Genomic DNA, 24,488 nt, shown 5'->3' on the forward strand with positions numbered 1-24,488 from the left:
GCATCAGTTCGCTGGATGCAAGTGGCGTACCGCGAGCGGCATCGTCGAATATGAAGAAGAGTCCAGGCATGCTGACCGTTCATCATCTCAACAATTCCCGCTCGCAGCGCGTGCTGTGGATGCTCGAAGAACTCGGCGTCGAGTACGAGCTGAAGCGCTATCAGCGCGACCCGCGCACGATGCTCGCGCCGGCCGAGTTGCGCGCGGTGCATCCGCTCGGCAAATCGCCCGTCGTGACCGTCGATGGCCTCACGCTCGCCGAGTCGGGCGCGGTCATCGAATATCTCGTCGAACGGTACGGCGAAGGCCGTTTCGCGCCGCCGCCCGGCACGACGCCCGAACGCCTGCGCTACAACTACTGGATGCATTACGCCGAAGGCTCCGCGATGCCGCCGCTCCTGCTCAAGCTCGTCGCGCGGCGGCTGGAGAGCGCGAAAATGCCGTTCTTCGCTAAGCCGATCGCAAGGCGCATCGCGCAGACGATGCAGAGCAGTTTCATCGATCCGCAACTGCGTCTGCATTTCGGCTATATCGATGCCGAACTGGCAAAGTCGCCGTGGTTCGCCGGCGATTCGTTCACCGCCGCCGACGTGCAAATGAGCTTTCCCCTCGAAGCCGGCAGCGCCCGCGCGGGCGCGAAGTCGATGCCGCATATCCGCGCCTTTCTCGAACGCATTCACGCGCGTCCGGCATATCAGCGCGCGCTCGAAAAAGGCGGCCGATACGATTACGCAAGCTAGCCATCCGGCCTATTGCGGGAACGGTAAGCGCGTTGCGTACAATGACTCGGACGCAATCACTCAGCCCAAAGGCGACGCATGGCCCGAATCGTTCCCGACGACTGGAAGAACCTCGAAGCGACCGGCGCGGCGGCGCGCGAACTCGAAACGCTCGCGCGCCTCGAAAAGCTGCCCGACGACTACACGGTCTATCACGGCGTGCACTGGACTCGCGTCAACGAAGGATTTTCGGTCTTCGGCGAAGCGGATTTCGTAGTCGTCGCGCCGTCCGGCCGCGTGCTGATGATCGAGCAGAAGGCCGGTTTTCTGCGCGAGACGGGGCAAGGTCTCGTCAAGGTCTATTTGCAGAAAGAGCGCAACGTCGCCATTCAGCTCGCGCGCACGCTGGAGAACCTGCATCGGCGGTTCACGGCGGCGTTCGGCGCGGGCACGTACCGGATCGAGGAACTGCTTTACTGCCCCGATTACACCGTCAAGAACACGGCGATCGCGGGCGTGTCGCCGGCGCGCATCGTCGATGCGAGCCGCAAGTCGCAGCTTGCGCGCGTCGTGCTCGAAATCCTGCCGCCGGACGAGCCGCGCTTCGAATCGGCGGCGCGCATCCATCATTTTCTCGCCGACGAACTTTCGCTCACGCCCGATACCAACGCGCTCGTCGGTGCGGCGAACACGCTCGTCACGCGTCTGTCGGGCGGGCTCGCGACGTGGGCGCGGCGGCTCGAATTCGAACCGTTCCGTCTGCGCGTGATCGCGACCGCGGGCGCGGGCAAGACGCAACTCGCCGTGCGCGTGATGCGCGACGCGCTCGCGCAGGGCAAGAGCGTGCTCTACGTGTGCTTCAACCGGCCGCTCGCCGACCATATTCGTGCGATCGCACCGAAAGAGGCGAAGATCGCGAATTACCATCAGTTGAGCGCGGCCGTCGCGCGCGATGCGGGCAGTCCGCCCGACTTCAGTCAGCCGAATGTCTTCGCGACGCTCGAAGATCGCTTCGCCGCCGTGCCCGTGCCCGAGCAATGGAAGACCGATGTGCTCATCGTCGATGAAGGCCAGGATTTTCAGGCGGCGTGGGTCGAGGCGCTCGAACGTCTGCTGAATCCTGAAGGCGCGTGGTGGTGGCTCGAAGATCCGATGCAGAACCTTTATTTGCGCGAGCCGGTGCCGCTGCCGGGCTGGACGATCCTGCGCGAAACGACGAACTATCGCAGCCCGCGCGATCTGCTCGGTTTCATCCGCAAGGTCGTCGGGCCAGATGTGCGGCTCGATGCGGGCAGTCCCTTCGACGGCTCCGACGTGAGCGTTTCGACCTACGCCGACGGGCATCCCGAGGAAATCATCGAGGCGACCAAGCGCGCGATCACGCACGCGTTGTCGCTCGGCTTTCGCAAGCAGGACATCGCGGTGCTGTCGTTCCGGGGCCGCGAGGGTTCGGCGCTCACTGCCGTCGATCACCTCGGCCCGCATCGGCTGCGCGCCTTCACCGGAACGTACGATCTGTTCGGCAACCCGGAGTATCGCGAGGGCGACGTGCTGCTCGAATCGATCTATCGCTTCAAGGGGCAATCGGCGCCCTGCGTGATTCTCACCGAAGTCGATTTCGACGCGCTCGACGAGCAGGCCGCGCGCAAGATCTTCGTCGGCGCGACGCGGGCGACGATGAAGCTGATCGTCGTCGCGTCCGAGCGCGCGGCCCGGGCGATCGAAGCCTTGCAATAGCGGATGGCCGTCATCCGCACCGAATCCCCGTTGCGCGCACACGCCGCGCGACCCTGGTTTCGCCGGCTCTGGTATGCGGCGCTGATCGCGCTCGCGGTCGCGCCGCCGATCGGCGCGGTCGGCTACATGCTGTATTCGGGTCTGGTCGCGCGCGAGACGCATCGGCTCGTTCTGCCTTACGACGTGTACTGGGACGCGGCGCAGTTTCAGATCGCGTACGCGCGCTTCGAAAATCACGTTCTGCTGTATCGCAATGGCATCGACGAGGACGCGGGGGGCGTGCGCGCGAGCTATCGGCTGCTGCGGGCGCGGCTCAGGCAGGTGTCGGAATCGGCGGGGGTGTCGGACGATCATCAGGCGCTGCTGAACCGGCAGCGCGAGATTCTGCGTCAGTTGCAAACGGCGCTCGATTCCATTCAAGGCGATATCGACGGATTGCAGAGCGAGCACCAGCGCACCCTGCGCGTGATCGGCGTATTGCGGCAGAACGCGCCCGTCGTCGCGGAACTGGCGGGCGGGCGTCGGCTGATGGATGTCGCGGAGCGCGAGGCGATCGTGCGCGATTTCGAGGCGAAGCGCCGCTATCTGATTTACGGCGGCGTGCTGCTCGGCCTGCTCTCGGCGGCGGCGACGATCCTGCTGCTCTTGAACGGCTATCGGCGCACGCGCCTTATCGAACAGCAGCGCGCGGCGCTGGCGGCGGAGCATCAGGCGACGCGCGCGGCGCGCGAGGCGGGCGTCGCGAAAGACACGTTCCTCGGCATGATCAGCCACGAGCTGCGCACGCCGCTGCATGCGATCGTCTCGTCGGTCGAATTGCTCGGGCTGAACGCGCGCGGCGACGCCGACCGCAAGATCATGCAGCGTCTGGAAGCGGGCGCGCGTCATCTCGAAGCGCAGATGCGTGATCTGACCGATTACGCGCGTCTCGGCGCGGGCAAGCTCGAACTGCGCATGGCCGTTTTCGATCCGGTCGAATTGCTCGAATCCATCGTCGATGCGAACACACCCGCCGCGAGCGCGAAGGGCCTGGCGTTGCGCGGCGATTATGCGGGCGAGCGCGGCCCGATCGAATCCGATCCGCATCGGGTGCGGCAGATCGTGACGAATCTCGTGACCAACGCGATCAAGTACACCGAAGCGGGTTCCATCGACGTGCATTTCGCGCGCACGGAGAAGCGCCTCGACATCTCCGTGATCGATACGGGGCCGGGCATTTCCCGCGAGCAGTTGCCGCTCATCTTCCAGGAATTCACGCAGCTCGATTCATCGAGCACGCGGCGCTTCGACGGCGCGGGAATGGGCCTCGCGGTCGTGCGCGGACTTGTCGAGCTGCTCGGCGGGAAGATCGAGGTTTCGAGCGAAGTCGGGCAGGGCGCGGCGTTTCGCGTGAGCCTGCCGGCGGTCGCGGCGCGTCATGTGCCCCGGCGTGAGCCGGAAGCCGATGCGCCCGAGTTGCGCAAGTCGCGCGTGCTCGTGATCGACGACCACGAGTCGATCCGCGATTCTCTGATCGAAATGCTCACGCATCTCGGCTATTACGCGGTCGCGCTGCCGGATGTCGACAGCGCGCTCGCGTGGCTGCGCGCGAACGACGCCGACGTGATCCTCGCGGACCTGCATATGCCGGGCAAGGACGGCTATTCGTTCGCGAACGAGTATCGTGCGCGCAGTGCGCCCGGCGCGAGCGTGCCGATCATCGCGGTGAGCGCGTACGCGCCCGAACTGGTGGATCCGAGCGCGGCCGTGCTGTTCTTCGACTATCTGCTGAAGCCGGTGCGCTACGAGGTGCTGAAGGGCGCGGTGCATCGCGCGGTGACGGTGCGCCGGCGCGTCAGCTAATTGCGCATCAGCCGCTTGGAGAGATCGGCGACGAGAATGCCGAGCCTCGCGGGCTTCTCGAAACACGTCGCGTTGTAGTCGCGGATGACCTGGCTGATTTCCGATTCGCTCGCCTTGCCCGTGGTGAGCTCGCCCGTCAGCACGAAAACCGGCGCGTCCGGATTGTCCGACTCGCGCACCGCGCGGATCGCATCCGCCGACGTATGCACGCCGAACAGCCAGTCGATCACGACGGCATCGAACACTTGCGTCTGCAGCGCTTCGAGGAACGCGTCGAGGCCGTAGAAGGCCATCGCCGCGAATCCGGTGGCTTCGAGATAGTCGTGCAGATTGTCGGCCGAGGCGTGATCGTCGTCGACCACGGCGATGATGGGTTTGTCGGTATCCGGCCGGCGCGGCTGGATTTCGATCTTGTGGACGTCGCTGGCTTCGTGCAGCAGCACGCCTTCGTGCTTGGTGACGATCCAGCGATTGTTGAGTTTCTGCGCGATGAAATCCGGACGGCTGCCCGCATCGAGCGCGTTGCCGACCCACGCCATGCAGGGAATTTCCACCGAACCGAGCTTGAGCACGGCGTCGTGCGCGGTGCCTTCGGTTTCGTCGGGGCGCGTGTTGATCGAATCGAAGAGCTTGAGCGCGGGTTCGTCGAAGGCATCGGCGACGCGGCGAATCTGCGCGAGCGTCCACGGACTGTTCCCGCGCAGTTTCCGGTGGCCCTGCGAGAAGCTCAGGTCGAGAATGCGGCACAGCTCCGCTGTCTGCTGACGCTTTCCGATGCCGTGACGGCCCATGAGTTCGCGCACGCGTTCAGCGACGGCGAGGGATTCCGATGAAGACGTTTCAGTGACCATACAGCCAGTCGGATGCGTGAGAGTGGGACCGCGAGGGGCGTGAATCGGCGCGGGCCGGGCAGCCCATGCGCAGCCGATCCGACATTGTAAATGGCGCGGGTCCGCGCGCTCAAAATTGTCTCGATGGAACTCATTGATTCTAGTGATGAAACATTCCGCTACGCGAGCGCCGATGCCAGCTCGCGCGTCGGCTTCGACATGGCGGGAATCTCGTCGAGCAAAGTCGAAAGCTGGCTTTCGGCATCGCGTCCGCTGAATTCGCGCAAGGTCGCGAGCAACGTCCGCCACGGCGCGGGCCAGCGGGTCTCGCGCACGCAGCGGCCATTCGCGTCGGTGATCCGCAGCAGCGTGGTGTCGGGGAAGTAGGTCAGCGTGACGGGCATTCCGTCCAGTACGCAGGTAGCGGTGCAGGCTTTCGGTGTGAACATGCTTTTCCAGGTTGATTCGGTGTCGGGATCGACGGCTGGTGCAGGTAGCAACGGCCGTGCCTGGCACCACGATCCGGTGCGAATTCGCACGCTCATCAAATCAAACAGGGTGAAAGTTCGCGAACATTGAACGGAGTATTGTCGATTTTGGCGACAATTGGCGGCTTTACGCGGGATACACTGCGAGCATCATCGAATGGAGGTTGCCGTGCTCGTTGCTGCTTTCGTCATTTGCCCGCTCGGCGTGGCCGCGCTTTTCGGATTCGCGCTTTTTGCCGATAAGCATTTCAAGGATTCGGTCGCCATGCCGCGCGGCCACGTTTCCGGGATGGAAAGGCCCGAGCGCCGGCAAACGCACTGAGGGGCGAGGGAATCGAGATTTCTTCACGCCCAACGAGATATTTTGATTTTTGATGGATTTTTGGCGTTTGACTCGAGAAATCTTAACTTTCCGAGTCGGCCGCCCTGCTTGCGAACGCACCGTGCACCACTTCCTCGATTCGGTCGAGTACGGGGCGAGGAAGGTGCTGATACTGCTTCCTGCGATGCGCCGACAGGACCCCCTTGTTCGACTGAACCATCCGAATGAGCGCTGAAAGATCCTTTCGCGGCAAGTCGAACTCGTCGTTCAGTTGCGCAAAAGCGGCGTCGCGGAATTTCCTCGCGCACGGCCTCCTTGATCATCGCGTGCAGAAACGCGACTTCACGATCCGCGTTGAAGAACCGATACGCGCGGCTCGAAGGCGCACTCAGTACGAGCGGCTCCGTCTCGACGCGACGGTAATTCCACAGTCGCGTGACCGGGCGCGAGAACGCCGTCAGCACGGCGTGGTAAGCCGGAATGTTTCGCTCCATCACAGCCGACACCGGAATCACGGTATCCGCGCCTAGCACGCCCGAGCGCGCAAGCACGTGCTGGATGAGAAATCGATGCAGCCGGCCGTTGCCATCGAAGAACGGATGCAGATAAACGAAGCCGAAGGCCGCGCAGGCGGCCTTCACGAGCACATCGGGGCACCGTTTCCGATCGTTCACGAAGGCTTCCCAATCGGTCATCACGCGTCGAAGATCGTCAACCGGCGCGGGAAAGAAGTCGATCCGGCCCGCAGCGTCCTCCAGCCAGTTTTGTCTCGTCCGATACGACGCTTCCTGGCTATACACGTCCCGCACGATCACGTTTTGCAACTGCACCAGCCATTCTTCGTCGATCTTCGCAGGCTCGCCCGCGCGCTTCAGAAGCTGCACAAAACGCTCTTGCTTGTCGGAGCTGGGGGTTTCGGATTCGATCGCGTAGCTGCCGCGCGTCTCCGATAAATACAGAAAAGCGAGCGCGCGCTTGTACAGATCGGGGTCCTGCATCGCGTCGAGCGCGCTTTGCGCTTCCAGAAGCAGGTCTGTCAAGGGCGGATCGTCCGGAATCGCGGCGCGGTGCACAACCGGACAAAACCACGGCGTGCCCGGCGCGTTATTGCGCACGCGGTAGCGAGGCGAATTCACGGGCTGCGGCGCCGTGTAATAGACATCGGGCGCAAAGAGGTCGACGTAACCGCCGCGGACGCTCACGCCCGCATCCAGTGCCTTGCCGGTCAGCCATTCCCACAGGAAACAGGCGCGGCGAATCTGCTCGCCGGAAGGCGTCGCGCGCAGACGGGCGATGAGTTCTTCCGGCTCGATATGCTCGAACGCGGCATCGATAATCTCGAGATTCACGCCTTCGTGGCGTAGCGCGAACTCCAGATGACCGACGGGCGTATCGTCGAACGCCACGCTGTTTGGAAACAGAATATGGCTCTCGCTGTCGACGCGCCGGTTTACCGACGAACTGGCGTACGCCAGCCTCCGCGGCGGCGTTACGCGCAGTTCGCCGATGGCGATGAGTCGGGAATAACCGATCGGTGTCATCGAGATTTCTTAACGTTTATCGAGAAATTATAACTTTAGGCGCGTTTCCGCGATTTGTATCGAGAAATCTTAACCCCCGCCCGCTTCGACTCCGCCACCGATCCGCTTTTGCTATCGAACGATCGCCCTTTCGAATTGTTGCGCTATTGCCGCCGGACTATAGTGCCTCTCACGGCATGACCATCCAAAGCAACGAACAACGAAAGGAGACGCATCCATGAACCGTATCGACCTGGCGAACCGCGTCGTGATCGTCACGGGCGGCGCGCGTGGCATCGGCCTCGCTGTGGCGGAACGCGCGCTGCAGTCCGGCGCCGAGGTATCGCTCTGGGATGTCGACGGCGAGCGCCTCGCCCGCACGAGCGCCGAGCTCGCGGCAAAGTACAGGGAGCGCAAAGTCAGCGACGCGGTCGTCGAACTGACCGAAGAATCCTCCGTCGATGCAGCCGTGAACAAGGCGCTGGCGGCGCACGGCAAGATCGACGTGCTCGTCAACAACGCGGGCATCACCGGTGGCAACGGCACGACCTGGGAACTCGCGCCCGACGTATGGCGGCGCGTGATCGATGTCAATCTGATCGGGCCGTACCTGACGTGCCGCGCCGTCGTGCCTCACATGCTGAAGTCGGGCTACGGGCGCATCGTCAATATCGCGTCGATCGCGGGCAAGGAAGGCAATCCGAACGCGTCGCACTACAGCGCGTCGAAGGCCGGGTTGATCGGGCTCACGAAATCGCTCGGCAAGGAACTCGCGGGCAAGAACATCCTCGTGAACGCCGTCACGCCCGCCGCTGCCAAGACCGAAATCTTCGATTCGATGTCGCAGCAGCACATCGACTACATGCTCTCCAAAATTCCGATGAACCGCTTCCTGATGCCGGAAGAAGCTGCGTCGCTGATTCTGTGGCTCGCGTCCGAGGACTGCGCGTTCAGCACCGGCGCGGTGTTCGATCTGTCGGGCGGACGCGCGACGTACTGAAACGCATCATCGGGAGACTCACATGAACCATTCCGCACAGGCGGAAGGCGCGGTCACGTCGCGTGTCATGCGCCGGCTGCTGCCGTTTCTGCTGCTCATGTACGTGCTCGCGTTTCTGGACCGCGCGAATATCGGCTTTGCTCAAAAGGCGCTGCAGCAGGACACCGGCCTCACGAACGCCGCGTTCGCCTTCGGCGCGGGCGTGTTTTTCGTCGGCTATGCGATTTTCGAAGTGCCGAGCAATCTGCTGTTGCATCGCGTTGGCGCAAAGCTGTGGATGTGCCGGATCATGGTGACGTGGGGCCTCGTCTCCGCGGCGATGGCCTTCGCGCATAACGCCACGACGTTCTATACCCTGCGCTTCCTGCTCGGCGTGGCGGAGGCGGGCTTCTTTCCCGGCATCGTCTATTACCTCACGCGCTGGTTTCCGCAATCGTCGCGCGCGCGTGCGCTCGGCGTGTTCTATTTCGGCGCGCCGCTCGCGTTCATCTTCGGCGCGCCGCTGTCCGGTCTGCTGCTCGATCTGCACGGCGCGTTCGGCCTGAAAGGGTGGCAATGGCTCTTTCTGGTCGAAGGACTGCTCGCGTCGATCGTCGGCGTGTGGGCGTTCTGGTATCTCGACGACGATCCCGCGAAAGCCCGCTGGCTTACGCCCGATCAGCGCGCGCTGCTCGCCAGCCGCCTCGACGACGATGCGCGCGCGGCGTCGTCGCACGGACCGCGCAGTGTGCTCGCGTCGCTCGTCGATCCGCGCGTGCTCGTGCTCTGTTGCGTGTACTTCCTGATTCAGGCGGCGGTGTACGGCGTCGTGTTCTATCTGCCGCAACAGGTGTCGGCGCTGCTCGGCACGAAAGTCGGATTTCGCGTGGGACTGGTGACGGCGCTGCCGTGGATGGCCGCCGTGATCGTGACGTGGATCGTGCCGCGCTACGCCGATCGCACCGGCCGGCATCGCGTGTGCGCGGTCGCGCTGCTCGCGATGTCGGGCGTCGCGATCGCCGTGTCGGGCATCGCGGGATCGCCGGTCGTGTCGCTGATCGCGCTGTGCTGCGCGGCGAGCGGCTTCATCGCCGCGCAACCGCTCTTCTGGACCTTTCCGACGCGTTATCTCACGGGCGCGGCCGCCGCGGCGGGCATCGCGCTCATCAATTCGCTGGGCGGACTCGGCGGCTTCTTCGCGCCGATGGCCCGCACCGCCGCCGAAGCCGCGTTCCATTCGGCGAGCGCGGGGCTGATGGTGCTGGCGGGCGCGAGCGTGCTCGCGGCGCTTGTCATCGTCGTGCTGGTGCGCGTGCCCGAACGTCATTCGATTACGCGCGGCGAAACCGCCAGCGCATCCTGAACAGAAAGAACAGAGAAGGAGACGAACACATGTCCATGCCGACGATCAAGCAAGTACGCGCTTTCACCGTTCGCGGCGGCGGCGCCGATTACCACGATCAGGGCGCCGATCACTGGATCGACGATCACATCGCCACGCCGATGGCCCGCTATCCCGAATATCGCGCGAGCCGCCAGTCGTTCGGGCTGAACGTGCTCGGCTCGCTCGTCGTCGAGATCGAAGCGAGCGACGGCACCGTCGGCTTCGCGGTGACGACGGGCGGCGAGATCGGCGCGTTCATCGTCGAGAAGCATCTGGCGCGCTTTCTCGAAGGCCAGCGCGTGACCGACATTGAAAAGATGTGGGATCAGATGTACAACGCGACGCTTTATTACGGGCGCAAGGGCATCGTGCTCAACGCGATTTCGGGCGTCGATCTTGCGCTGTGGGATTTGCTCGCGAAGGTGCGCCGTGAGCCGGTGTTCCATCTGCTCGGCGGACCGGTGCGCGACGAGCTGCAGTTCTATGCGACGGGCGCGCGTCCGGATCTCGCGAAGGAGATGGGTTTCATCGGCGGCAAGATGCCCTTGCAGCACGGCCCGGCGGAAGGCGAGGAAGGGCTGCACAAGAACATCGCGAAGCTCGCGGACATGCGCGCGAAAGTCGGCGACGATTTCTGGCTGATGTTCGATTGCTGGATGAGCCTCGATCTCAACTACGCGAAGCGCCTCGCGAACGCGGCGCGCGAGCACGGCCTGAAGTGGATCGAAGAAGCGCTGCCGCCCGACGACTACTGGGGCTATGCCGAACTGCGCCGTTCGGTGCCGGGCGGCATGATGGTGACGACCGGCGAGCACGAAGCGACGCGCTGGGGCTTTCGCATGCTGTTCGAAATGGGTTGCGCGGATCTCGTGCAGCCGGATGTCGGCTGGTGCGGCGGCATCACGGAGCTCATCAAGATTTCGGCGCTCGCGGACGCGCACAACGTGCTCGTCGTGCCGCACGGTTCGTCGGTGTACAGCTATCACTTCGTCGTGACGCGCCATAACTCGCCGTTCGCCGAGTTTCTGATGATGGCGCCCAAGGCCGATCAGGTCGTGCCGATGTTCACGCCCTTGCTGCTCGACGAACCCGTGCCGGTCAACGGCCGCATGAAGGTGCCGGAGACGCCGGGCTTCGGCGTGCGGCTGAATCCGGAATGCGCGTTGACGCGGCCTTACACACACTGAGGGGCATCGCATGTTGCTGGAGAACAAGGTCGTCGTAGTGACGGGCGGCTCGCGCGGCATCGGCCGTGCGATCGCGCTCGCGAGCGCGCGCGAAGGCGCGGACGTCGCGATTAACTACTGGCGCGACAACGACACGTCTTACGGGAAGGCGTCGGCGGTGGAATCGATCGTCGGCGAGATCGAGGCGCTCGGGCGGCGCGCGATCGCGGTCGAAGGCAACGTCGCCGAGCGCGAAACCGGCATCGAACTGATCCGGCGCACGGTGGAAGCGTTCGGGCGCGTCGATGTGCTGTCGAGCAACGCGGGCATCTGTCCGTTTCACGCGTTCCTCGACATGCCGGCTTCTGTCTATGAAACCACGGTCGCCGTGAATCTGAACGGCGCGTTCTACGTCACGCAGGCCGCCGCGAACCAGATGAAAGCGCAGGGCACGGGCGGTGCGATCGTCGCGACGAGTTCGATCAGCGCGCTCGTCGGCGGCGGCATGCAGACGCATTACACGCCGACCAAGGCGGGCGTGCATTCGCTGATGCAATCCTGCGCGATCGCGTTGGGACCGTACGGCATCCGCTGCAATTCGGTGATGCCCGGCACGATCGCGACGGACCTCAACGCCGACGATCTCTCGAACGAGGACAAGCGCGCCTACATGGAAAAACGCATCCCGCTCGGACGTCTCGGCGCACCGGACGATGTCGCGCAGTGCGTCGTGTTTCTGGCTTCGGATCGGGCGCGCTATGTGACGGGCGCGTCCTTGCTCGTCGATGGCGGGCTGTTCGTGAACCTTCAGTGACGCGACGACGCCGAGTACTTGCGCAACAACGCGATGAAGTACTCGGCCGGTTCGCTCAAGGTTTCGAACTTGCGCCGCAACAAGCCGAATCCGGACAGGCTCTTGCCGATCTCGATCGGCAGTTCGATCAGCAATTGCGCGCGCAGATAGTCGCGCACGACTGATTCCGGCAGCATCGCGACGGCTTCGCTGTTTTGCAGCAGTTGCAGCGTCGCGAAGATCGACGCGCATTCGACGATATCGGCGGGCGTCGTCAGCCCGGCGCGCGCGAGTTCGTCTTCGAAGAGGCCGCGCGCGGGACTCGTGATCGGTTGCAGAATCCAGGGCCAGCCGACGAGCGTTTGCAGCTCGAGCGAAGCCTTGTCCGCCAACGGATGCTCCGCGCGCACGACAAGCCGCATCGCTTCGCGCGCGAGCGGCTCGAAGTCGAAATCGTTGTGCTGCAACGGCGTGGTGAGGCGTCCGAGCGCGAGGTCGACTTCGCGGCGATGCAGCAATTGCACGACCTGATCGCTCGTCTCGCCGAGAATGCGCACGTTCAGTAGCGGACGTTCGGATTTCAATTCGGTGACGGCCATCGCGAGCACGTCGGGCGCTGCGCCCATGATCGCGCCGACCGTCAGTTGACCGTGACCGCCGCGGCGCTTGGCGTCGAGATCGTCGGCGAAGCGCGTCAGGTCCGCGAGCGAGCGGCGCGCGTAAGCGAGCGCGGCGGTGCCGAGCGGCGTCGGCTGCATGCCGCGTGCATTGCGCTCGAAGAGCAGAAAGCCGAATGCTTCCTCGATGTCGGCGAGCATACGGCTCGCGCTCGGCTGCGCGACGTTGATCGCGTCGGCGGCCTGATGCAGATTGCGCGCGTCGTCGAGCGCGACGAGAAGGGCGAGATGTTTGAACTTCAGCCGATTGACGAGCGCGATCGGTGAAAGGCTGGACGACACACTTTGGGACACGTTCTGGTTCATTCGACAGTCCGCTCTGAACCGCGCGATGATACGGCGCAGCGATACGTTTTTGCGATCGGCCAATCCTGCAATCGGATTGTCGTGTTATCGGTCGGCGAATTATAGTCGCAGCACAACGAGTCCCGAACACAGGGATTCACCAAACATAAAAAGGCGGTCCGCCATGGAGACAGTGGCATTTCGCATGACCCTCAAGCCGGGCATGCGCGAGGAATACGAGAAGCGTCATCGCGAGATATGGCCGGAACTGGCCGATGCGTTGCGCGCCGCCGGAATCCGCGATTACCGGATCTTTCTGGACGACTCGAACGGGCATCTCTTCGCCATTTATCAGCGCACCGACACGCACACGACCGATGCGTTGCCGACGCTGCCCATCATGCGCAAGTGGTGGAACCTCATGGCCGAGTTGATGGACACGCACGCGGACAATTCGCCCGTGACGACGCCGCTCGTGCCGGTCTTTCATCTTCCCTGAAACGTTCGCCTCTTTCGCGAGGAACGCCATCATGCAGGTCGTCGATCCGCACATTCATTTGTGGGACTTGAAGACGCATCATTACCCGTGGCTTGCGAATCCGCAGACGTCGTTCGTCGGCGATGCGCGCGACTTGCAGCACGACTATCTGCTCACCGATCTGCTGCGCGATGCCGAAGACATCGAAGTGCTGAAGCTCGTGCACGTCGATGCAAATCACGATCCCGCCGATCCCGTCGAGGAAACGCGCTGGCTTCAATCGATCGCGGATATCGAAGGCATGCCGAACGGCATCGTCGCGGGCGCGGATCTGTCGGCGGATAACGCGCAGCAAGTGCTCGAAGCGCATGCGGCGTTCGCCAATACGCGCGGCATCCGCCAGATTCTCAACGTGCATGACAGCAAGCTCTACGACTACGTCGGGCGTCATTACATGCGCGAGCCGCAATGGCGCAGGCACTTCGGCTTGCTCAAGCGCTTCGGCATGTCGTTCGATCTGCAGCTTTATCCATCGCAGATGGAAGAGGCGGCGCAACTCGCGCGCGAGCATGCGGATACGCAATTCATCGTCAATCATGCGGGCATGTTCGTGGATCGCGCATCGACGCAAGGTTATCGCGCGTGGCGCGACGGCATGCGCTTGCTGGCCGCTTGCCCGAACGTCGCGGTGAAGCTGAGCGGCTTTGCGATGTTCGATCACGGCTGGACTATCGAAAGCCTGCGTCCTTACGTGCACGAGACGATCGATACGTTCGGCGTCGAGCGCGCGATGTTCGCATCGAACTTTCCGGTGGATCGGCTGTTCGGCACGTACACGGCGTTGTGGAACGCGTATGCGCGCATCGTCGCCGACGCGAGCGACAGCGAGAAAGCAGCGCTCTTCGTGCGCAACGCGGAACGCATCTACCGCATCTGAGGAAAACGACATGACGACGCCACGTCTTGAACTGAGACACGCCAGCAAATCGTTCGGCCGCGTGCGCGCGCTCGGCGACGGCAGCCTGCAACTCTTTCCCGGCGAAGTGCACGCGCTGCTCGGCGAAAACGGCGCGGGCAAATCGACGCTCGTGAAGTTGCTCGCGGGCGTCTATCAGCCGGATGCGGGTGAGTTGCTCGTCGAAGGCGAGGCGCGCCGCTTCGCGAATCCGGCGCAAGCGCGCGATGCGGGCATCGCCGTGATCTATCAGGAGCCGACGCTTTTCGCCGATCTTTCCATCGCCGAGAACATTTACATGGGCCGCCAGCCGCGCGATCGCTTCGGGCGCATTCGCTACGACGAGATGCATCGCGAAGTCGATGCGTTGCTCGCGTCGCTCGGCGTGAATCTGCGCGCGCAACGGCTCGTGCGCGGATTGTCGATCGCGGATCAGCAAGTCGTGGAAATCGCGAAGGCGCTGTCGCTCGACGCGAACGTGCTCATCATGGACGAGCCGACGGCCGCGCTTTCGCTGCCCGAAGTCGAGCGGCTCTTCGCGATCGTGCGTGCGTTGCGCGAGCGCGATGCCGCGATTCTCTTCATCACGCATCGTCTCGATGAAGTGTTCGCGCTGACGCAGCGCATGACGATCATGCGCGACGGCATGAAGGTCCACGACGCGCTCACCGAGAACATGAACATCGATGCGATCGTGAGCAAAATGGTCGGCCGCGATCTCGACACGTTCTATCCGAAAGCCGATGTCGCGCCCGGCGACGTGCGTCTTTCGGTGCGCAATCTCACGCGCGAAGGCGTGTTCAAGAACGTGTCCTTCGATGTGCGCGCGGGCGAGATCGTCGCGCTCGCGGGACTCGTCGGCGCGGGACGAAGCGAAGTGGCGCGCGCGATCTTCGGCATCGATCCGGTCGATGGCGGCGAGGTGAAGATCGCCGGCAAGAAGCTCGCGCTCGGGCATCCGGCGGCGGCGGTGCGCGCCGGGCTCGCGCTGGTGCCGGAAGATCGTCGCGCGCAAGGGCTCGCGCTGGAGTTGAGCATTGCGCGCAACGCATCGCTGACGGTGCTCGGCCGATTGATGCGCCACGGGCTCATCACGGCGAGAAGCGAATCGACGCTCGCCGCCGACTGGGGCAAGCGCCTGCGTCTGAAGGCCAGCGATCTCGATGCGCCCGTCGGCACGCTGTCGGGCGGCAATCAGCAGAAGGTCGTGCTCGGCAAATGGCTCGCGACGAATCCGAAGGTGCTCGTCATCGACGAACCGACGCGTGGCATCGACGTGGGCGCGAAAGCGGAGGTGTATCGCACGCTCGCCGAACTCGTCAGAGAAGGCATGGCCGTGCTGATGATTTCCAGCGAGCTGCCCGAAGTGCTCGGCATGGCCGATCGCGTGCTCGTGATGCACGAAGGCCGCATCAGCGCCGATATCGCGCGCGCCGAGGCGAACGAAGAACGCGTAATGAGCGCTGCGCTGGGCGCATCGCCTGCCGTTTTGGGGCACGCAGCATGATGACTCGACATACATCTTCACTCCCCGCGATGCACGCCGCCGATACGAAGCGCGAAAGCCTCGCGGTCACGATCGCGAAGAGCCGCGAGCTGACGCTCTTCATCGTGCTGCTCGTGCTGATCGGCGCGACCGCCGCGGTGAAGCCCGATTTCCTGAACCTGCAGAACCTGCGCGACGTGCTGCTCAACGTGTCGATCATCGGCCTGCTGACGGCGGGCATGACGATCGTGATGCTGATGCGGCATATCGATCTGTCGGTGGCGTCGGTCGTCGGCGTGAGCGCGTATGGCGTCGGCAGCCTCTTCGTCATGTTCCCGCACATGCCGGTGATCGTGGCGATGTTCGCGGGAATCGGCATCGGCTTCGTGATCGGCGCGGTGAACGGCGCGCTCGTCACGTTCGGGCGCGTGCCGTCGCTCGTCGCGACGCTCTCGGCGCTCTATATCGTGCGCGGCGCGGATTACGCGTGGGTCCACGGCGGCCAGATCAACGCGACGAGCCTGCCCGACGCATTCGCGTCCATCGCGACGGGCTCGCTTATCGGCGTGCCGAATCTCGTGCTGATCGCGCTCGTCGTGCTGATCGCGCTGTCGGTGTATCTGAAGCAGTATCGCGGCGGCCGCGAGCATTATGCGATCGGCTCGAATCCCGAGGCCGCGCGTCTTGCGGGCATACGCGTGGATCGCCGCGTGATGATCGGCTTCCTGCTTTCCGGCGCGATCGCGGGGCTCGCGGGCGTGCTGTGGCTCGCGCGTTTCGGCACCGTCGATGCCAGCACGGCGAAGGGCATAGAACTGCAAGTCGTCGCCGCGGCCGTCGTGGGCAGCGTCGCGATCACGGGTGGCGTCGGGACCATCGCCGGCGCGACGCTCGGTGCGCTCGTGCTCGGTGTCATCAACATCGCACTGGTGGTGCTGCGCGTGTCGCCGTTCTGGCAGCAGGCGATTCAAGGCGCGCTGATCGTCGCGGCGATCGCGCTCGATACCTTGCTCGCGCGTTCCGTCGCGCGCCGCATGATGAGGAAACGCGATCATGGCTAAACCCGATTCCGCTCTGTCCACGACGAAACGCCGCCCTCTGCAATGGGAAGCGATGCTCGCGATCGTGCTCGTCGTATCGCTCGTCGCCGGGCGCGTGCTGTCGCCGTTGTTCCTGTCGACGGCGAACATCTCGAACATGCTCGCCGACTTCACCGAGATCGCATTGATCGCGCTGCCGATGACGCTCGTCATCGTCGCGGCGGAGATCGATTTGTCGGTGGCGTCGGTGCTCGGCGCATCGAGCGCGCTGATGGGCGTGCTGTGGCACATGGGCTTGCCGATGCCGCTCGTGATCGTCCTCGTGCTCGCGTTCGGCACGCTTGCTGGCCTGCTCAACGGCCTCGTGATCGTGCGCTTCAGTCTGCCATCGCTCGCGGTGACGATCGGCACGCTCGCGCTTTTTCGCGGCCTTGCGTACGTGCTGCTCGGCGATCAGGCGATCGCGGATTTTCCCGCGTCGTACACGGCGTTCGGCATCGATACGGTCGGCGACACCTTCCTGCCGATGCCGTTCGTCCTCGTCATTGCAGGCGCGATCATCTTCACGGTCTTGCTGCAAGCGACGCCTTTCGGCCGCAGCCTCTTCGCGATCGGCGCGAATCCGACGGCCGCGCAATTTTCCGGCATCGATGTGGCGAAGACGAAGCTGAAGCTCTTCATGATGTCGGGCGCGATGGCGGCGCTCGCGGGCATCGTCTACACGCTGCGCTTCACGAGCGCGCGCGGCGACAACGGCGAAGGCTTCGAGCTTTCGGTGATCGCGGCGGTGCTGTTCGGCGGCGTGAGCATCTTCGGCGGACGCGGCTCGATGATCGGCGTTCTGCTGTCGCTCGTCATCATCGGCGTGCTGCGCAATGCGCTGACGCTCGCGGACGTATCGAGCGAAACGCTCACCATCGTGACGGGCGCGCTGCTGCTTTCGTCGGTGCTGATCCCGAATCTCGTCGCGCGCTGGCGGGCCGCGCGCGAGAAGCGTCTGATGGCGCAGGCGCTTTGAACGTCGTAATCAACCAGCGCAGCCAATGCGCAATGACAGGAGACATGCCAACATGAATAAACCTCATCGATTCCTGCGCGGGCCGGCGCTGGCGGCGGCCTTTCTCGCGGCGACCGTGGCGCTTTCGGCAAGCGCCGCCGATATCAAGAGCGGCCTGAAGATCGCTTTCCTGCCGAAGCAGATCAACAACCCGTACGAAGTGATCGCCGACGACGGCGGCATGGCCGCGATCAAGGAGCTCAAGGGCGATGGCAAGGTCGTGGGTCCGTCGGATGCGGGCGCGTCGTCGCAGGTGAGCTACATCAACACGCTCATCACGCAGCGGCAGAACGCGATCGTGATCGCGGCGAACGATGCCAACGCGGTCGTGCCGTATCTCAAGAAGGCGATGTCGCAAGGGATCAAGGTCGTGACCTTCGACTCGGACACGGCGCCCGATGGCCGGCAGATCTTCGTCAATCAGGCCGATTCGGAAGCGATCGGGCGCGGACAGATCCAGTTGCTGTCGAAGCTGATCGGCGGCGAGGGCGAATTCGCGATTCTCTCGGCGACGCCCAATGCGACGAATCAGAACACCTGGATCAAGTGGATGCAGGAGGAACTGAAGAAGCCCGAATATTCGAAGATGAAGCTCGTGAAGATCGCGTACGGCAACGACGACGATCAGAAGTCCTTCGTCGAGACGCAGGGCTTGTTGCAGGCTTATCCGAACCTGAAGGGTATCGTCGCGCCGACATCGGTCGGGATCGCGGCGGCGGCGCGCTATATCTCCAGTTCGCCGGCGAAGGGCAAGGTCGTCGTGACGGGCCTCGGCACGCCGAATCAGATGCGCGCGTTCGTGAAGAACGGCACGGTCAAGGCGTTCCAGTTGTGGGATCCGGGTCAACTGGGTTATCTCGCGGCGTTCGCGGCGGCCAATCTCGCATCGGGGACGATCACCGGCAAGGAAGGCGATTCGTTCGAGGCGGGCAAGCTGGGCAAGCGCACGGTGGGCAAGAGCGGGGAAGTGATTCTCGGCCCGCCGACGACCTTCGATGCCGCGAATATCGACAACTTCAATTTCTGACGCGAAGGGCGCGCTTCGAGCCTGAGAGGATGACGAAACGCCCTGCGGGGCGTTTCGTTTTTCAGCGGCTGCCGCGTTGTCGATGCACGAAGGAAAAGCCTTTGCGATCAAAGCGTTGAGGCGATGCTCCCACGGCTATCCACAAGGCTCTCCACAAAAACTGTGGATAGGTTTTTGCTGCGTTGCTACGCCTCCTGTGCGGTCGACCGAACATCTAACTTGTTGAACTAAAGGCGTTTGAGACTAGTGATATACGGCCTAACTTGACCGTACAGTGTTTCCGATACCCGGCCAACCGGGAACATTTTGGGAACAGAAACGATTCAACTCAGTGAGCTTCAACTCACGGACCTGACCGTCGCCGACGATGGCCGGAAGCTGCGCGACAGCAAAAACGGCGCGGGCAAGGTCCGCATAGGGCTTGACGGCAAAATCAGCGTGTCCTTCCGCTATCGCTTCCGATTCGAAGGGGCCGAGAATTAAACAGCCGTGGTACGTGGCCTAAAGTCACCCTCAAGGACATTCGCTTCAAGTTCATCGACGTAAAGGCGCAGATCGGATCCGGGATCAACCCCGCCGCGCAGAAACGCGACGCGCGTGAACAGCAAAACATTGCAGCGATGGCGCGCTCGCGCCTGGTCGCGAACCACTCGTCCGTTTGGCCAGATGTGCGACACGCCTTGGTCGAGCAACGCCAGCGTCTGCGTCGCGCCTTCCACCGCGCGATCTGGGCCATTAGCGTGCCGAATGGAGATACGTGTGTCTCGCCGAGTCGTCCATCGACTTCCGAATGCGGAATCCATCGCTAGGGCATTCGGACATATCCGATAGCGCCCTCAATCTACAGGACATACGATCACTGTCCGGGGCTCTATGTCAGCCACTTTCTGATGGAATTCGTGTTGTCGGTTGTCGCCGAAGCGGCGTAAGCACCGAAGAATGGCCAAAGCGCAAACCGGCTCATTAAGCGCCATCGGGCACACAACGGTCGATGGCATCGGGCACGGCATCGGCAGGTGATGGTGGACACCGCCAGTTACACCCGCTTTACGCAACGTCTTGCCGCCGTGACCCCTATCCTCCGACACTGCGGTTCAATCACGCCCCGCAGACATCACTTAGAAAAGGAAATCTCATGTCGATTGGGGAGAAGCATACGACGGGCGAAGGCGGTATTGGCTCAGTCTTTGGCCGTCTGACGGACAGCCTGCGCGAAGCCATCTTCGTCGAAAATCCCAAAGGCGACGCCGGCAGTTCCAATCCAAACGTCACCCCAAACCAACCAACCGCAGCGACACAAGCGGCAGCGTCTGCGGCGGATAACCCTATGACGCCTCGGCTGCACGAAGCCGTGATGAGCCGCGCGACGGGGTTTCGTCAACTCGCAACCAACATGCAGGCGCTCGAAAAGGTCATCCCCGACGAAACCTCGCGCCTGAGAGCGGCCTTCGCTGTGCTCCAGCAAAGTGGCGGCTCAATACCCAACCTGCTGCAGGACATCGACCTGCACGCGCGTGACCTCGAGACACAAAGCCTGCGCTTTCGCGAGGAATCCGACCGCGAACGCAAACAACGAGTCGGTCAGCGGGAGAAAAGTCTCGAAGATGCCAAATCGTTAATCGACGCCGCGCAATTGGAAGTGAACCGGCAGCAGGAAATTATCGACGCCCAGCAGAAAAAGATAACTCATCTGAAGGTCGAGATTCAAAACCAGACAGCCGAACTCGACCGCGCTAGCGAGCAGTTCTCAGCAGCCGTCGAGCACGAAAAGAACTGGCTCGCCGCGCAAAGCAAAAACGTCAAGGCGTTAGCCACCGACTAATTCGTTTCAACCCAACACCGCTGCAGGAGCATTATGGACAAGGGCAACCTCTCACCCCAGGGTTTCACGCCCAAAACGTTCTGGGAGCGCCCGGAAGGAACGATGGGCATGGTGGTGGCCGCGCTGCTTGGTGTGGGCGGCATCACCGTGCTGTACAAGCTGCTTCCGTACCTGGTGTCCATCGCGACCAATACGCTAACTCTCGTCTTGACGTGTGTGGCGCTGGCCGCCATTCTTTATGTCGTGTTCGACCCGCGCTTCCGGACGCTGATCGCATACGCGTACAAGAGCCTAATGCGCTGGATCACTGGTCTTCTCATTGAAATCGATCCAATCGGCATCCTGAAGAACTACATCAGCGATTTGCGCAAGAGCAAATCCGTGATGGATGCGCGCATCAGCGATCTCAATGGCGTCATCCAACGTCTCAAGAACATCATCAAGAAGAACGAATGCGAGGCGCAGCAGGCGCTGAAAATCGCGCAGCAGGCGCAGAAAGTCGGTAACAACCAACAACTACTATTGCAATCACGTCAGCATGGTCGATTGGAGAAGGCCAACATGACCTATCTTGACCTTGAACAGAAATCCCAGTTTCTGTTCAACGTGCTGACGCGCTACCAGGATTACGCCGGAACCATGATCGCCGACATGGAGGACGAGGTACGTGTGGAAACGGAGCGGCGGGAAATGACGCGTTCCGCCCACGGCGCCATGAGTGCAGCCATGCGCATCCTCAAGGGGCAGGACGCAGGGCGCGACATGTACAACGCATCCATGGAGTACCTGGCTGTCGACTATGCGAGCAAGATCGGCCAGATCGAAGACTTCGTCCGCGTGTCCGAATCCTTCGTCTCGGGCATGGACCTGGAGAACGGTGTGTTCGAAGCCGACGCGATGAAGAAGCTCGAGGAGTGGGAGCGCAACAGCAACAACCTGTTAATGGATCAGGACACCGTCGCCTCGCTCAATCCGGGCCGCGCGTCGAGCGCCGCCGCTTCCAGCCAGGAAGTGCGATTTCTGGAGTCACTTCCACCGGAGTCTTGACGCATGACTGTCTCAAGCGCCAAGGCCGTTCTTTGAAATTTTTCCGCCTGATCCAATCGATGACGCTGGTAATGGCGTATCGCCAGAGAACGGTCGAACGCGCGCTCTTTGCGTCGATGCACCGCGACCGGACCAGTCATTCAACGACTTGAACAATACTCAGCCATGAAGCTCAAACCACTTCCCAAATTCATCCTCATTGCCGCCATCGTCGGTGCTCTAGGCTACGGCGTCACCGTGGCAAATCAGAACGGCTGGCTGGGCACTTCGAAACTGCCCTCGAGCACGACGGTAACGGCGGACGTTCCCACGGGCGCGCTGCCGAACAGTCCCTCCGACCGGAGCGGAATGCCGATAAGCGGCTCGAACGTCTCGAGCTACGACCTCGGTGCGTCAAGCATGAACCGCCCCGTCCGCCTGCTTACCATTCCGTGGAACGCCACCTCCGCGCTGATGTACGCCAACGGCGATGCGGAAACCACGCCGAACAGTCTGCTGGGCCAGCGCGGCGTCAAGCTTCTTATCGAACGGCAGGACGACTACGGCCGGATGACCGAGGAAATGGCGAGCTTTGCAAAGGACTATAAGGGAGGCACTGCCAACCCGAGCAATGGCACGCCGATGGTGATCATCATGGGCGATGGTGTGCCGGCCTTCATTGCGGCGACCGACGATGTACTGAGCAAGTTCGGTCAGTCCGCCGAAGTGGTCGGTGCGGTCGGCTACTCGCGTGGCGAAGACCGCTGCATGCTTCCACCGGACGTTCGTTCGGATCCACAGAAAGCCCGGGGCTCACTGATTGGCGCCGTGCTGCGCGACGGTGATTGGAACATCTGCGTCAAGTGGGCGGGCGATAACGGCATCCCCGTCAATCCGAACGAACAGACCTACGACCCGGATGCCATGAACTTCGTCGCCACCTCAAGCTTCGCCGAGGCCGATGAAAAGTACATTTCCGGGTATTGCGAAGAGCGTACGGTCACGCAAGGTGGCAAACGCACCGCAGAAAAGCGTCGCGTCTGTCAGAACGGCACGGCAACCTGGACGCCAGGTGACGTCAAGGTCGCCATGAACCGAGGTGGCCTGGTGTCAGTGGCATCGACCAAGGAATACATGTGGCAGATGCCGTCCACGCTCATCGTGAACAAACAATGGGCCGAGAGGAATCCGGATGTCGTCAGCAACATATTGGCGGCCACGTTCGATGCGTCCGACCGCATCAAGGGCGCGCTTGGCCGCGGCGATGACTCAGAGCTCCTCAAGGGTTCGGCCGTGCTGGTGAAAGTACACAAGGAACAGACGCCGCAGTGGTGGGCCAAGTATTTCAAGGGCGTCACTGAACGCGACAAGCAGGGCCTCATGGTCGACCTAGGCGGGTCCACCACGAACAACCTGGCGGACAACCAGTTTCTGTTCGGCCTGAACGGCAACGATTCGGTCTATAAGCGTGTCTACGAAGTGTATGGCGGCATCAGCAAGAAGCTCTATCCCGACATCATGCCGAACCTGGTTCCCTACGCGCAGGCGGTGAACACCGCGTACTTGCAGCGCGTCGCGGAAGCCACCAAACCGAGCGCCCCGGTCACTACGGCCGACATGCCCACGTTCCGCCAGGATGCGGTGGTACAGCGAACGGTGACGCAAAAATCCTGGTCCATCGAATTCGATACGGGAAAGGCCTCGTTTAAACCGCAAGCTATTCCTGTCCTGGAGGAACTGCTGAACCAGATTTCCGTGTCCGGCCTGTCCGTGGTTATCACCGGCAATACGGACAACGTGGGCGACAGCAGCGCCAATCTGCAGTTGTCGCGCAAGCGCGCCGAAGCCGTGCAGACCTGGTTGCAGATGAATGCACCCAGCAGTTTCCCGCAAGGCCGTATCCGCGTGCGCGCCTACGGCGATGCGCAGCCGGTGGCTGACAACGCAACGGCCGAGGGCCGCGCTAAGAATCGCCGAGTCGATATCAGCATGGTTCAGACAGGCACCTGATCTTTTCATTTGTGGATGTTTCAAAGAACGGGCGCATACGCGCCCGTTCCTTTAGGAGATTTGATGAGAGCACTTTGGACTCCCTATGTGTGGTTCAGTCGTCGCAGTATCGTTGTCCTTATCGGCGTACAAGTAGCCGTTACGCTGGGGATTTGGCTGTCGCTGAGAGCCACGTGGCTGCCTTCTCCGGTTGGCATCATCGAGGCTTGGCGGCAGCTCATCGTCAACCAAGGCCTTCTGCCGAACCTGCTTGAAAGCATCCGCACCAGCCTGATTTCATTGGTTGCCGCGGGACTATTGTCGACGCTCATCGTCTTTCTTTCGACCGCGCCCTTGTTTTGGCCCTTCGCCAAATTCATGGCTGCGCTGCGCTTTCTCGGTTTCGCCGGCCTCACCTACATCTTCACGCTGCTCACGAAGAACGGTGACGACCTGAAGGTGGGCCTGCTCACCTTCGGCATGACCGTATTCATGACCACCAGCTTGATGGCCGAGGTGAAGGCCATCCCGCAATCCAGCATCGACCATTGCCGCACCCTGGACATGCACGGCTGGCGCATTTCCTATGAGCTGGTGCTGCGAGGCAAGCTCGACACAATCCTTGATCTCGTCAGGCAAAACGCGGCCGTCGGCTGGACGCTGCTGACCATGGTAGAAGGCTTGGTGCGTTCCTCGGGCGGCGTGGGCGTGATGCTGCTCAACCAGAACCGCTACTTCAACCTGGACGGCGTCTTCGCGATTCAGATCACTATCCTTCTGTACGGCCTTCTGCAGGACTGGTTCTTGGGCTGGGTGCGTCAATCCGTATGTCCCTATTTGGCCACCGAATAAACCGACCGCAAGCA

General features: G+C 62.6%; 22 protein-coding genes. 17 read left to right on the plus strand and 5 right to left on the minus strand.

Features of this window, described 5'->3' with window-relative positions; all coding sequences use genetic code 11:
- The first annotated feature begins 68 nt into the window (after positions 1 to 68).
- The 3 genes from NCS03_RS16570 to NCS03_RS16580 all read left to right on the plus strand — a co-directional run bounded on the left by NCS03_RS16570 (position 69) and on the right by NCS03_RS16580 (position 4,298).
- Positions 69 to 740: a glutathione S-transferase gene (locus tag NCS03_RS16570; protein ID WP_175979231.1), complete on the plus strand. Its 672-nt coding sequence runs from the start codon at positions 69 to 71 to the stop codon at positions 738 to 740.
- 78 nt (positions 741 to 818) lie between these two features.
- Complete coding sequence (locus NCS03_RS16575; RefSeq protein ID WP_008353556.1) at positions 819 to 2,456, plus strand: ATP-binding domain-containing protein; 1,638 nt, start codon at positions 819 to 821, stop codon at positions 2,454 to 2,456.
- Positions 2,457 to 2,459: 3 nt separating this feature from the next.
- Positions 2,460 to 4,298 carry an ATP-binding response regulator gene (locus tag NCS03_RS16580; RefSeq protein ID WP_008353554.1) on the plus strand — a complete coding sequence of 613 codons (1,839 nt, stop codon included), beginning with the start codon at positions 2,460 to 2,462 and terminating at the stop codon, positions 4,296 to 4,298.
- Here the strand turns inward: NCS03_RS16580 and NCS03_RS16585 are convergent.
- The 4 genes from NCS03_RS16585 to NCS03_RS16600 all read right to left on the minus strand — a co-directional run bounded on the left by NCS03_RS16585 (position 4,295) and on the right by NCS03_RS16600 (position 7,479).
- A complete protein-coding gene (locus tag NCS03_RS16585; protein WP_008353552.1) occupies positions 4,295 to 5,149 on the minus strand; it encodes a helix-turn-helix domain-containing protein in 855 nt (284 codons plus the stop codon). The two genes, NCS03_RS16580 and NCS03_RS16585, sit on opposite strands and share 4 nt — an antisense overlap.
- A 158-nt stretch (positions 5,150 to 5,307) precedes the next feature.
- Entirely contained in the window at positions 5,308 to 5,577 is a 270-nt protein-coding gene (locus NCS03_RS16590; protein ID WP_033536125.1) for a hypothetical protein, read from the minus strand.
- Positions 5,578 to 5,743: 166 nt separating this feature from the next.
- Positions 5,744 to 5,896: a hypothetical protein gene (locus tag NCS03_RS16595; RefSeq protein WP_250529411.1), complete on the minus strand. Its 153-nt coding sequence runs from the start codon at positions 5,894 to 5,896 to the stop codon at positions 5,744 to 5,746.
- A 65-nt stretch (positions 5,897 to 5,961) separates the two neighbouring features.
- Positions 5,962 to 7,479 carry a Fic family protein gene (locus tag NCS03_RS16600; protein WP_250529412.1) on the minus strand — a complete coding sequence of 506 codons (1,518 nt, stop codon included), beginning with the start codon at positions 7,477 to 7,479 and terminating at the stop codon, positions 5,962 to 5,964.
- A gap of 217 nt (positions 7,480 to 7,696) precedes the next feature.
- On the opposite strand from NCS03_RS16600, the gene NCS03_RS16605 reads away from it, so the two are divergent.
- The 4 genes from NCS03_RS16605 to lra1 are packed head-to-tail and all read left to right on the plus strand — an operon-like array spanning position 7,697 to position 11,801.
- The gene (locus NCS03_RS16605; RefSeq protein ID WP_250521627.1) at positions 7,697 to 8,458 is read left to right on the plus strand and encodes an SDR family oxidoreductase; all 762 of its coding nucleotides are present in this window, start codon (positions 7,697 to 7,699) and stop codon (positions 8,456 to 8,458) included.
- Between the two features lie 22 nt (positions 8,459 to 8,480).
- Positions 8,481 to 9,800, plus strand: a complete 1,320-nt coding sequence (locus NCS03_RS16610; protein WP_008353546.1) for an MFS transporter — start codon at positions 8,481 to 8,483, stop codon at positions 9,798 to 9,800.
- 29 nt (positions 9,801 to 9,829) lie between these two features.
- On the plus strand, positions 9,830 to 11,008 hold the full coding sequence (gene rhmD / locus NCS03_RS16615) for an L-rhamnonate dehydratase (protein ID WP_008353545.1): 1,179 nt from the start codon (positions 9,830 to 9,832) through the stop codon (positions 11,006 to 11,008).
- Between the two features lie 10 nt (positions 11,009 to 11,018).
- Positions 11,019 to 11,801, plus strand: a complete 783-nt coding sequence (gene lra1 / locus NCS03_RS16620) for an L-rhamnose 1-dehydrogenase Lra1 (RefSeq protein WP_008353544.1) — start codon at positions 11,019 to 11,021, stop codon at positions 11,799 to 11,801.
- Here the strand turns inward: lra1 and NCS03_RS16625 are convergent.
- Entirely contained in the window at positions 11,795 to 12,763 is a 969-nt protein-coding gene (locus NCS03_RS16625) for a LysR family transcriptional regulator (RefSeq protein ID WP_250529413.1), read from the minus strand. The two genes, lra1 and NCS03_RS16625, sit on opposite strands and share 7 nt — an antisense overlap.
- 163 nt (positions 12,764 to 12,926) lie before the next feature.
- On the opposite strand from NCS03_RS16625, the gene rhaM reads away from it, so the two are divergent.
- The 10 genes from rhaM to NCS03_RS16675 all read left to right on the plus strand — a co-directional run bounded on the left by rhaM (position 12,927) and on the right by NCS03_RS16675 (position 24,474).
- The gene (gene rhaM / locus NCS03_RS16630) at positions 12,927 to 13,241 is read left to right on the plus strand and encodes an L-rhamnose mutarotase (RefSeq protein ID WP_175979237.1); all 315 of its coding nucleotides are present in this window, start codon (positions 12,927 to 12,929) and stop codon (positions 13,239 to 13,241) included.
- Positions 13,242 to 13,272: 31 nt separating this feature from the next.
- A complete protein-coding gene (locus tag NCS03_RS16635) occupies positions 13,273 to 14,157 on the plus strand; it encodes an amidohydrolase family protein (protein ID WP_250529414.1) in 885 nt (294 codons plus the stop codon).
- Between the two features lie 10 nt (positions 14,158 to 14,167).
- A complete protein-coding gene (locus NCS03_RS16640) occupies positions 14,168 to 15,682 on the plus strand; it encodes a sugar ABC transporter ATP-binding protein (protein WP_250440551.1) in 1,515 nt (504 codons plus the stop codon).
- Entirely contained in the window at positions 15,682 to 16,722 is a 1,041-nt protein-coding gene (locus NCS03_RS16645) for an ABC transporter permease (RefSeq protein ID WP_502801525.1), read from the plus strand. Before NCS03_RS16640 ends, NCS03_RS16645 begins: the two co-directional genes overlap by 1 nt.
- Entirely contained in the window at positions 16,715 to 17,719 is a 1,005-nt protein-coding gene (locus NCS03_RS16650) for an ABC transporter permease (RefSeq protein WP_250440552.1), read from the plus strand. The genes NCS03_RS16645 and NCS03_RS16650 overlap by 8 nt, the downstream gene beginning before the upstream one ends.
- Positions 17,720 to 17,771: 52 nt before the next feature.
- The gene (rhaS, locus tag NCS03_RS16655; protein ID WP_008353534.1) at positions 17,772 to 18,785 is read left to right on the plus strand and encodes a rhamnose ABC transporter substrate-binding protein; all 1,014 of its coding nucleotides are present in this window, start codon (positions 17,772 to 17,774) and stop codon (positions 18,783 to 18,785) included.
- 1,135 nt (positions 18,786 to 19,920) lie between these two features.
- Positions 19,921 to 20,607, plus strand: a complete 687-nt coding sequence (locus NCS03_RS16660) for a hypothetical protein (RefSeq protein ID WP_008353533.1) — start codon at positions 19,921 to 19,923, stop codon at positions 20,605 to 20,607.
- Between the two features lie 33 nt (positions 20,608 to 20,640).
- Positions 20,641 to 21,654: a COX15/CtaA family protein gene (locus NCS03_RS16665; RefSeq protein ID WP_250529415.1), complete on the plus strand. Its 1,014-nt coding sequence runs from the start codon at positions 20,641 to 20,643 to the stop codon at positions 21,652 to 21,654.
- A gap of 165 nt (positions 21,655 to 21,819) precedes the next feature.
- A complete protein-coding gene (locus tag NCS03_RS16670; RefSeq protein WP_250529416.1) occupies positions 21,820 to 23,643 on the plus strand; it encodes an OmpA family protein in 1,824 nt (607 codons plus the stop codon).
- 63 nt (positions 23,644 to 23,706) lie between these two features.
- Positions 23,707 to 24,474, plus strand: coding sequence for an ABC transporter permease (locus tag NCS03_RS16675; protein ID WP_250529417.1), 768 nt, complete (start codon positions 23,707 to 23,709; stop codon positions 24,472 to 24,474).
- Positions 24,475 to 24,488: the final 14 nt, after the last annotated feature.

It is taken from the genome of Caballeronia sp. ATUFL_F1_KS4A (assembly GCF_023630905.1).
Lineage (GTDB): Bacteria > Pseudomonadota > Gammaproteobacteria > Burkholderiales > Burkholderiaceae > Caballeronia > Caballeronia zhejiangensis.

Bases quoted from the DNA above. Each gene is read 5' to 3' on its own strand.
- NCS03_RS16610 (WP_008353546.1), top strand. From the start codon at position 8,481: ATGAACCATTCCGCACAGGCGGAAGGCGCGGTCACGTCGCGTGTCATG.
- NCS03_RS16570 (WP_175979231.1), top strand. From the start codon at position 69: ATGCTGACCGTTCATCATCTCAACAATTCCCGCTCGCAGCGCGTGCTG.
- lra1 (WP_008353544.1), top strand. From the start codon at position 11,019: ATGTTGCTGGAGAACAAGGTCGTCGTAGTGACGGGCGGCTCGCGCGGC.
- NCS03_RS16650 (WP_250440552.1), top strand. From the start codon at position 16,715: ATGGCTAAACCCGATTCCGCTCTGTCCACGACGAAACGCCGCCCTCTG.
- NCS03_RS16605 (WP_250521627.1), top strand. From the start codon at position 7,697: ATGAACCGTATCGACCTGGCGAACCGCGTCGTGATCGTCACGGGCGGC.
- NCS03_RS16600 (WP_250529412.1), bottom strand. From the start codon at position 7,479: ATGACACCGATCGGTTATTCCCGACTCATCGCCATCGGCGAACTGCGC.
- NCS03_RS16625 (WP_250529413.1), bottom strand. From the start codon at position 12,763: ATGAACCAGAACGTGTCCCAAAGTGTGTCGTCCAGCCTTTCACCGATC.
- NCS03_RS16585 (WP_008353552.1), bottom strand. From the start codon at position 5,149: ATGGTCACTGAAACGTCTTCATCGGAATCCCTCGCCGTCGCTGAACGC.
- NCS03_RS16590 (WP_033536125.1), bottom strand. From the start codon at position 5,577: ATGTTCACACCGAAAGCCTGCACCGCTACCTGCGTACTGGACGGAATG.
- NCS03_RS16640 (WP_250440551.1), top strand. From the start codon at position 14,168: ATGACGACGCCACGTCTTGAACTGAGACACGCCAGCAAATCGTTCGGC.
- NCS03_RS16635 (WP_250529414.1), top strand. From the start codon at position 13,273: ATGCAGGTCGTCGATCCGCACATTCATTTGTGGGACTTGAAGACGCAT.
- NCS03_RS16580 (WP_008353554.1), top strand. From the start codon at position 2,460: ATGGCCGTCATCCGCACCGAATCCCCGTTGCGCGCACACGCCGCGCGA.
- rhaS (WP_008353534.1), top strand. From the start codon at position 17,772: ATGAATAAACCTCATCGATTCCTGCGCGGGCCGGCGCTGGCGGCGGCC.
- rhmD (WP_008353545.1), top strand. From the start codon at position 9,830: ATGTCCATGCCGACGATCAAGCAAGTACGCGCTTTCACCGTTCGCGGC.
- NCS03_RS16665 (WP_250529415.1), top strand. From the start codon at position 20,641: ATGGACAAGGGCAACCTCTCACCCCAGGGTTTCACGCCCAAAACGTTC.
- rhaM (WP_175979237.1), top strand. From the start codon at position 12,927: ATGGAGACAGTGGCATTTCGCATGACCCTCAAGCCGGGCATGCGCGAG.
- NCS03_RS16645 (WP_502801525.1), top strand. From the start codon at position 15,682: ATGACTCGACATACATCTTCACTCCCCGCGATGCACGCCGCCGATACG.
- NCS03_RS16660 (WP_008353533.1), top strand. From the start codon at position 19,921: ATGTCGATTGGGGAGAAGCATACGACGGGCGAAGGCGGTATTGGCTCA.
- NCS03_RS16675 (WP_250529417.1), top strand. From the start codon at position 23,707: ATGAGAGCACTTTGGACTCCCTATGTGTGGTTCAGTCGTCGCAGTATC.
- NCS03_RS16575 (WP_008353556.1), top strand. From the start codon at position 819: ATGGCCCGAATCGTTCCCGACGACTGGAAGAACCTCGAAGCGACCGGC.
- NCS03_RS16670 (WP_250529416.1), top strand. From the start codon at position 21,820: ATGAAGCTCAAACCACTTCCCAAATTCATCCTCATTGCCGCCATCGTC.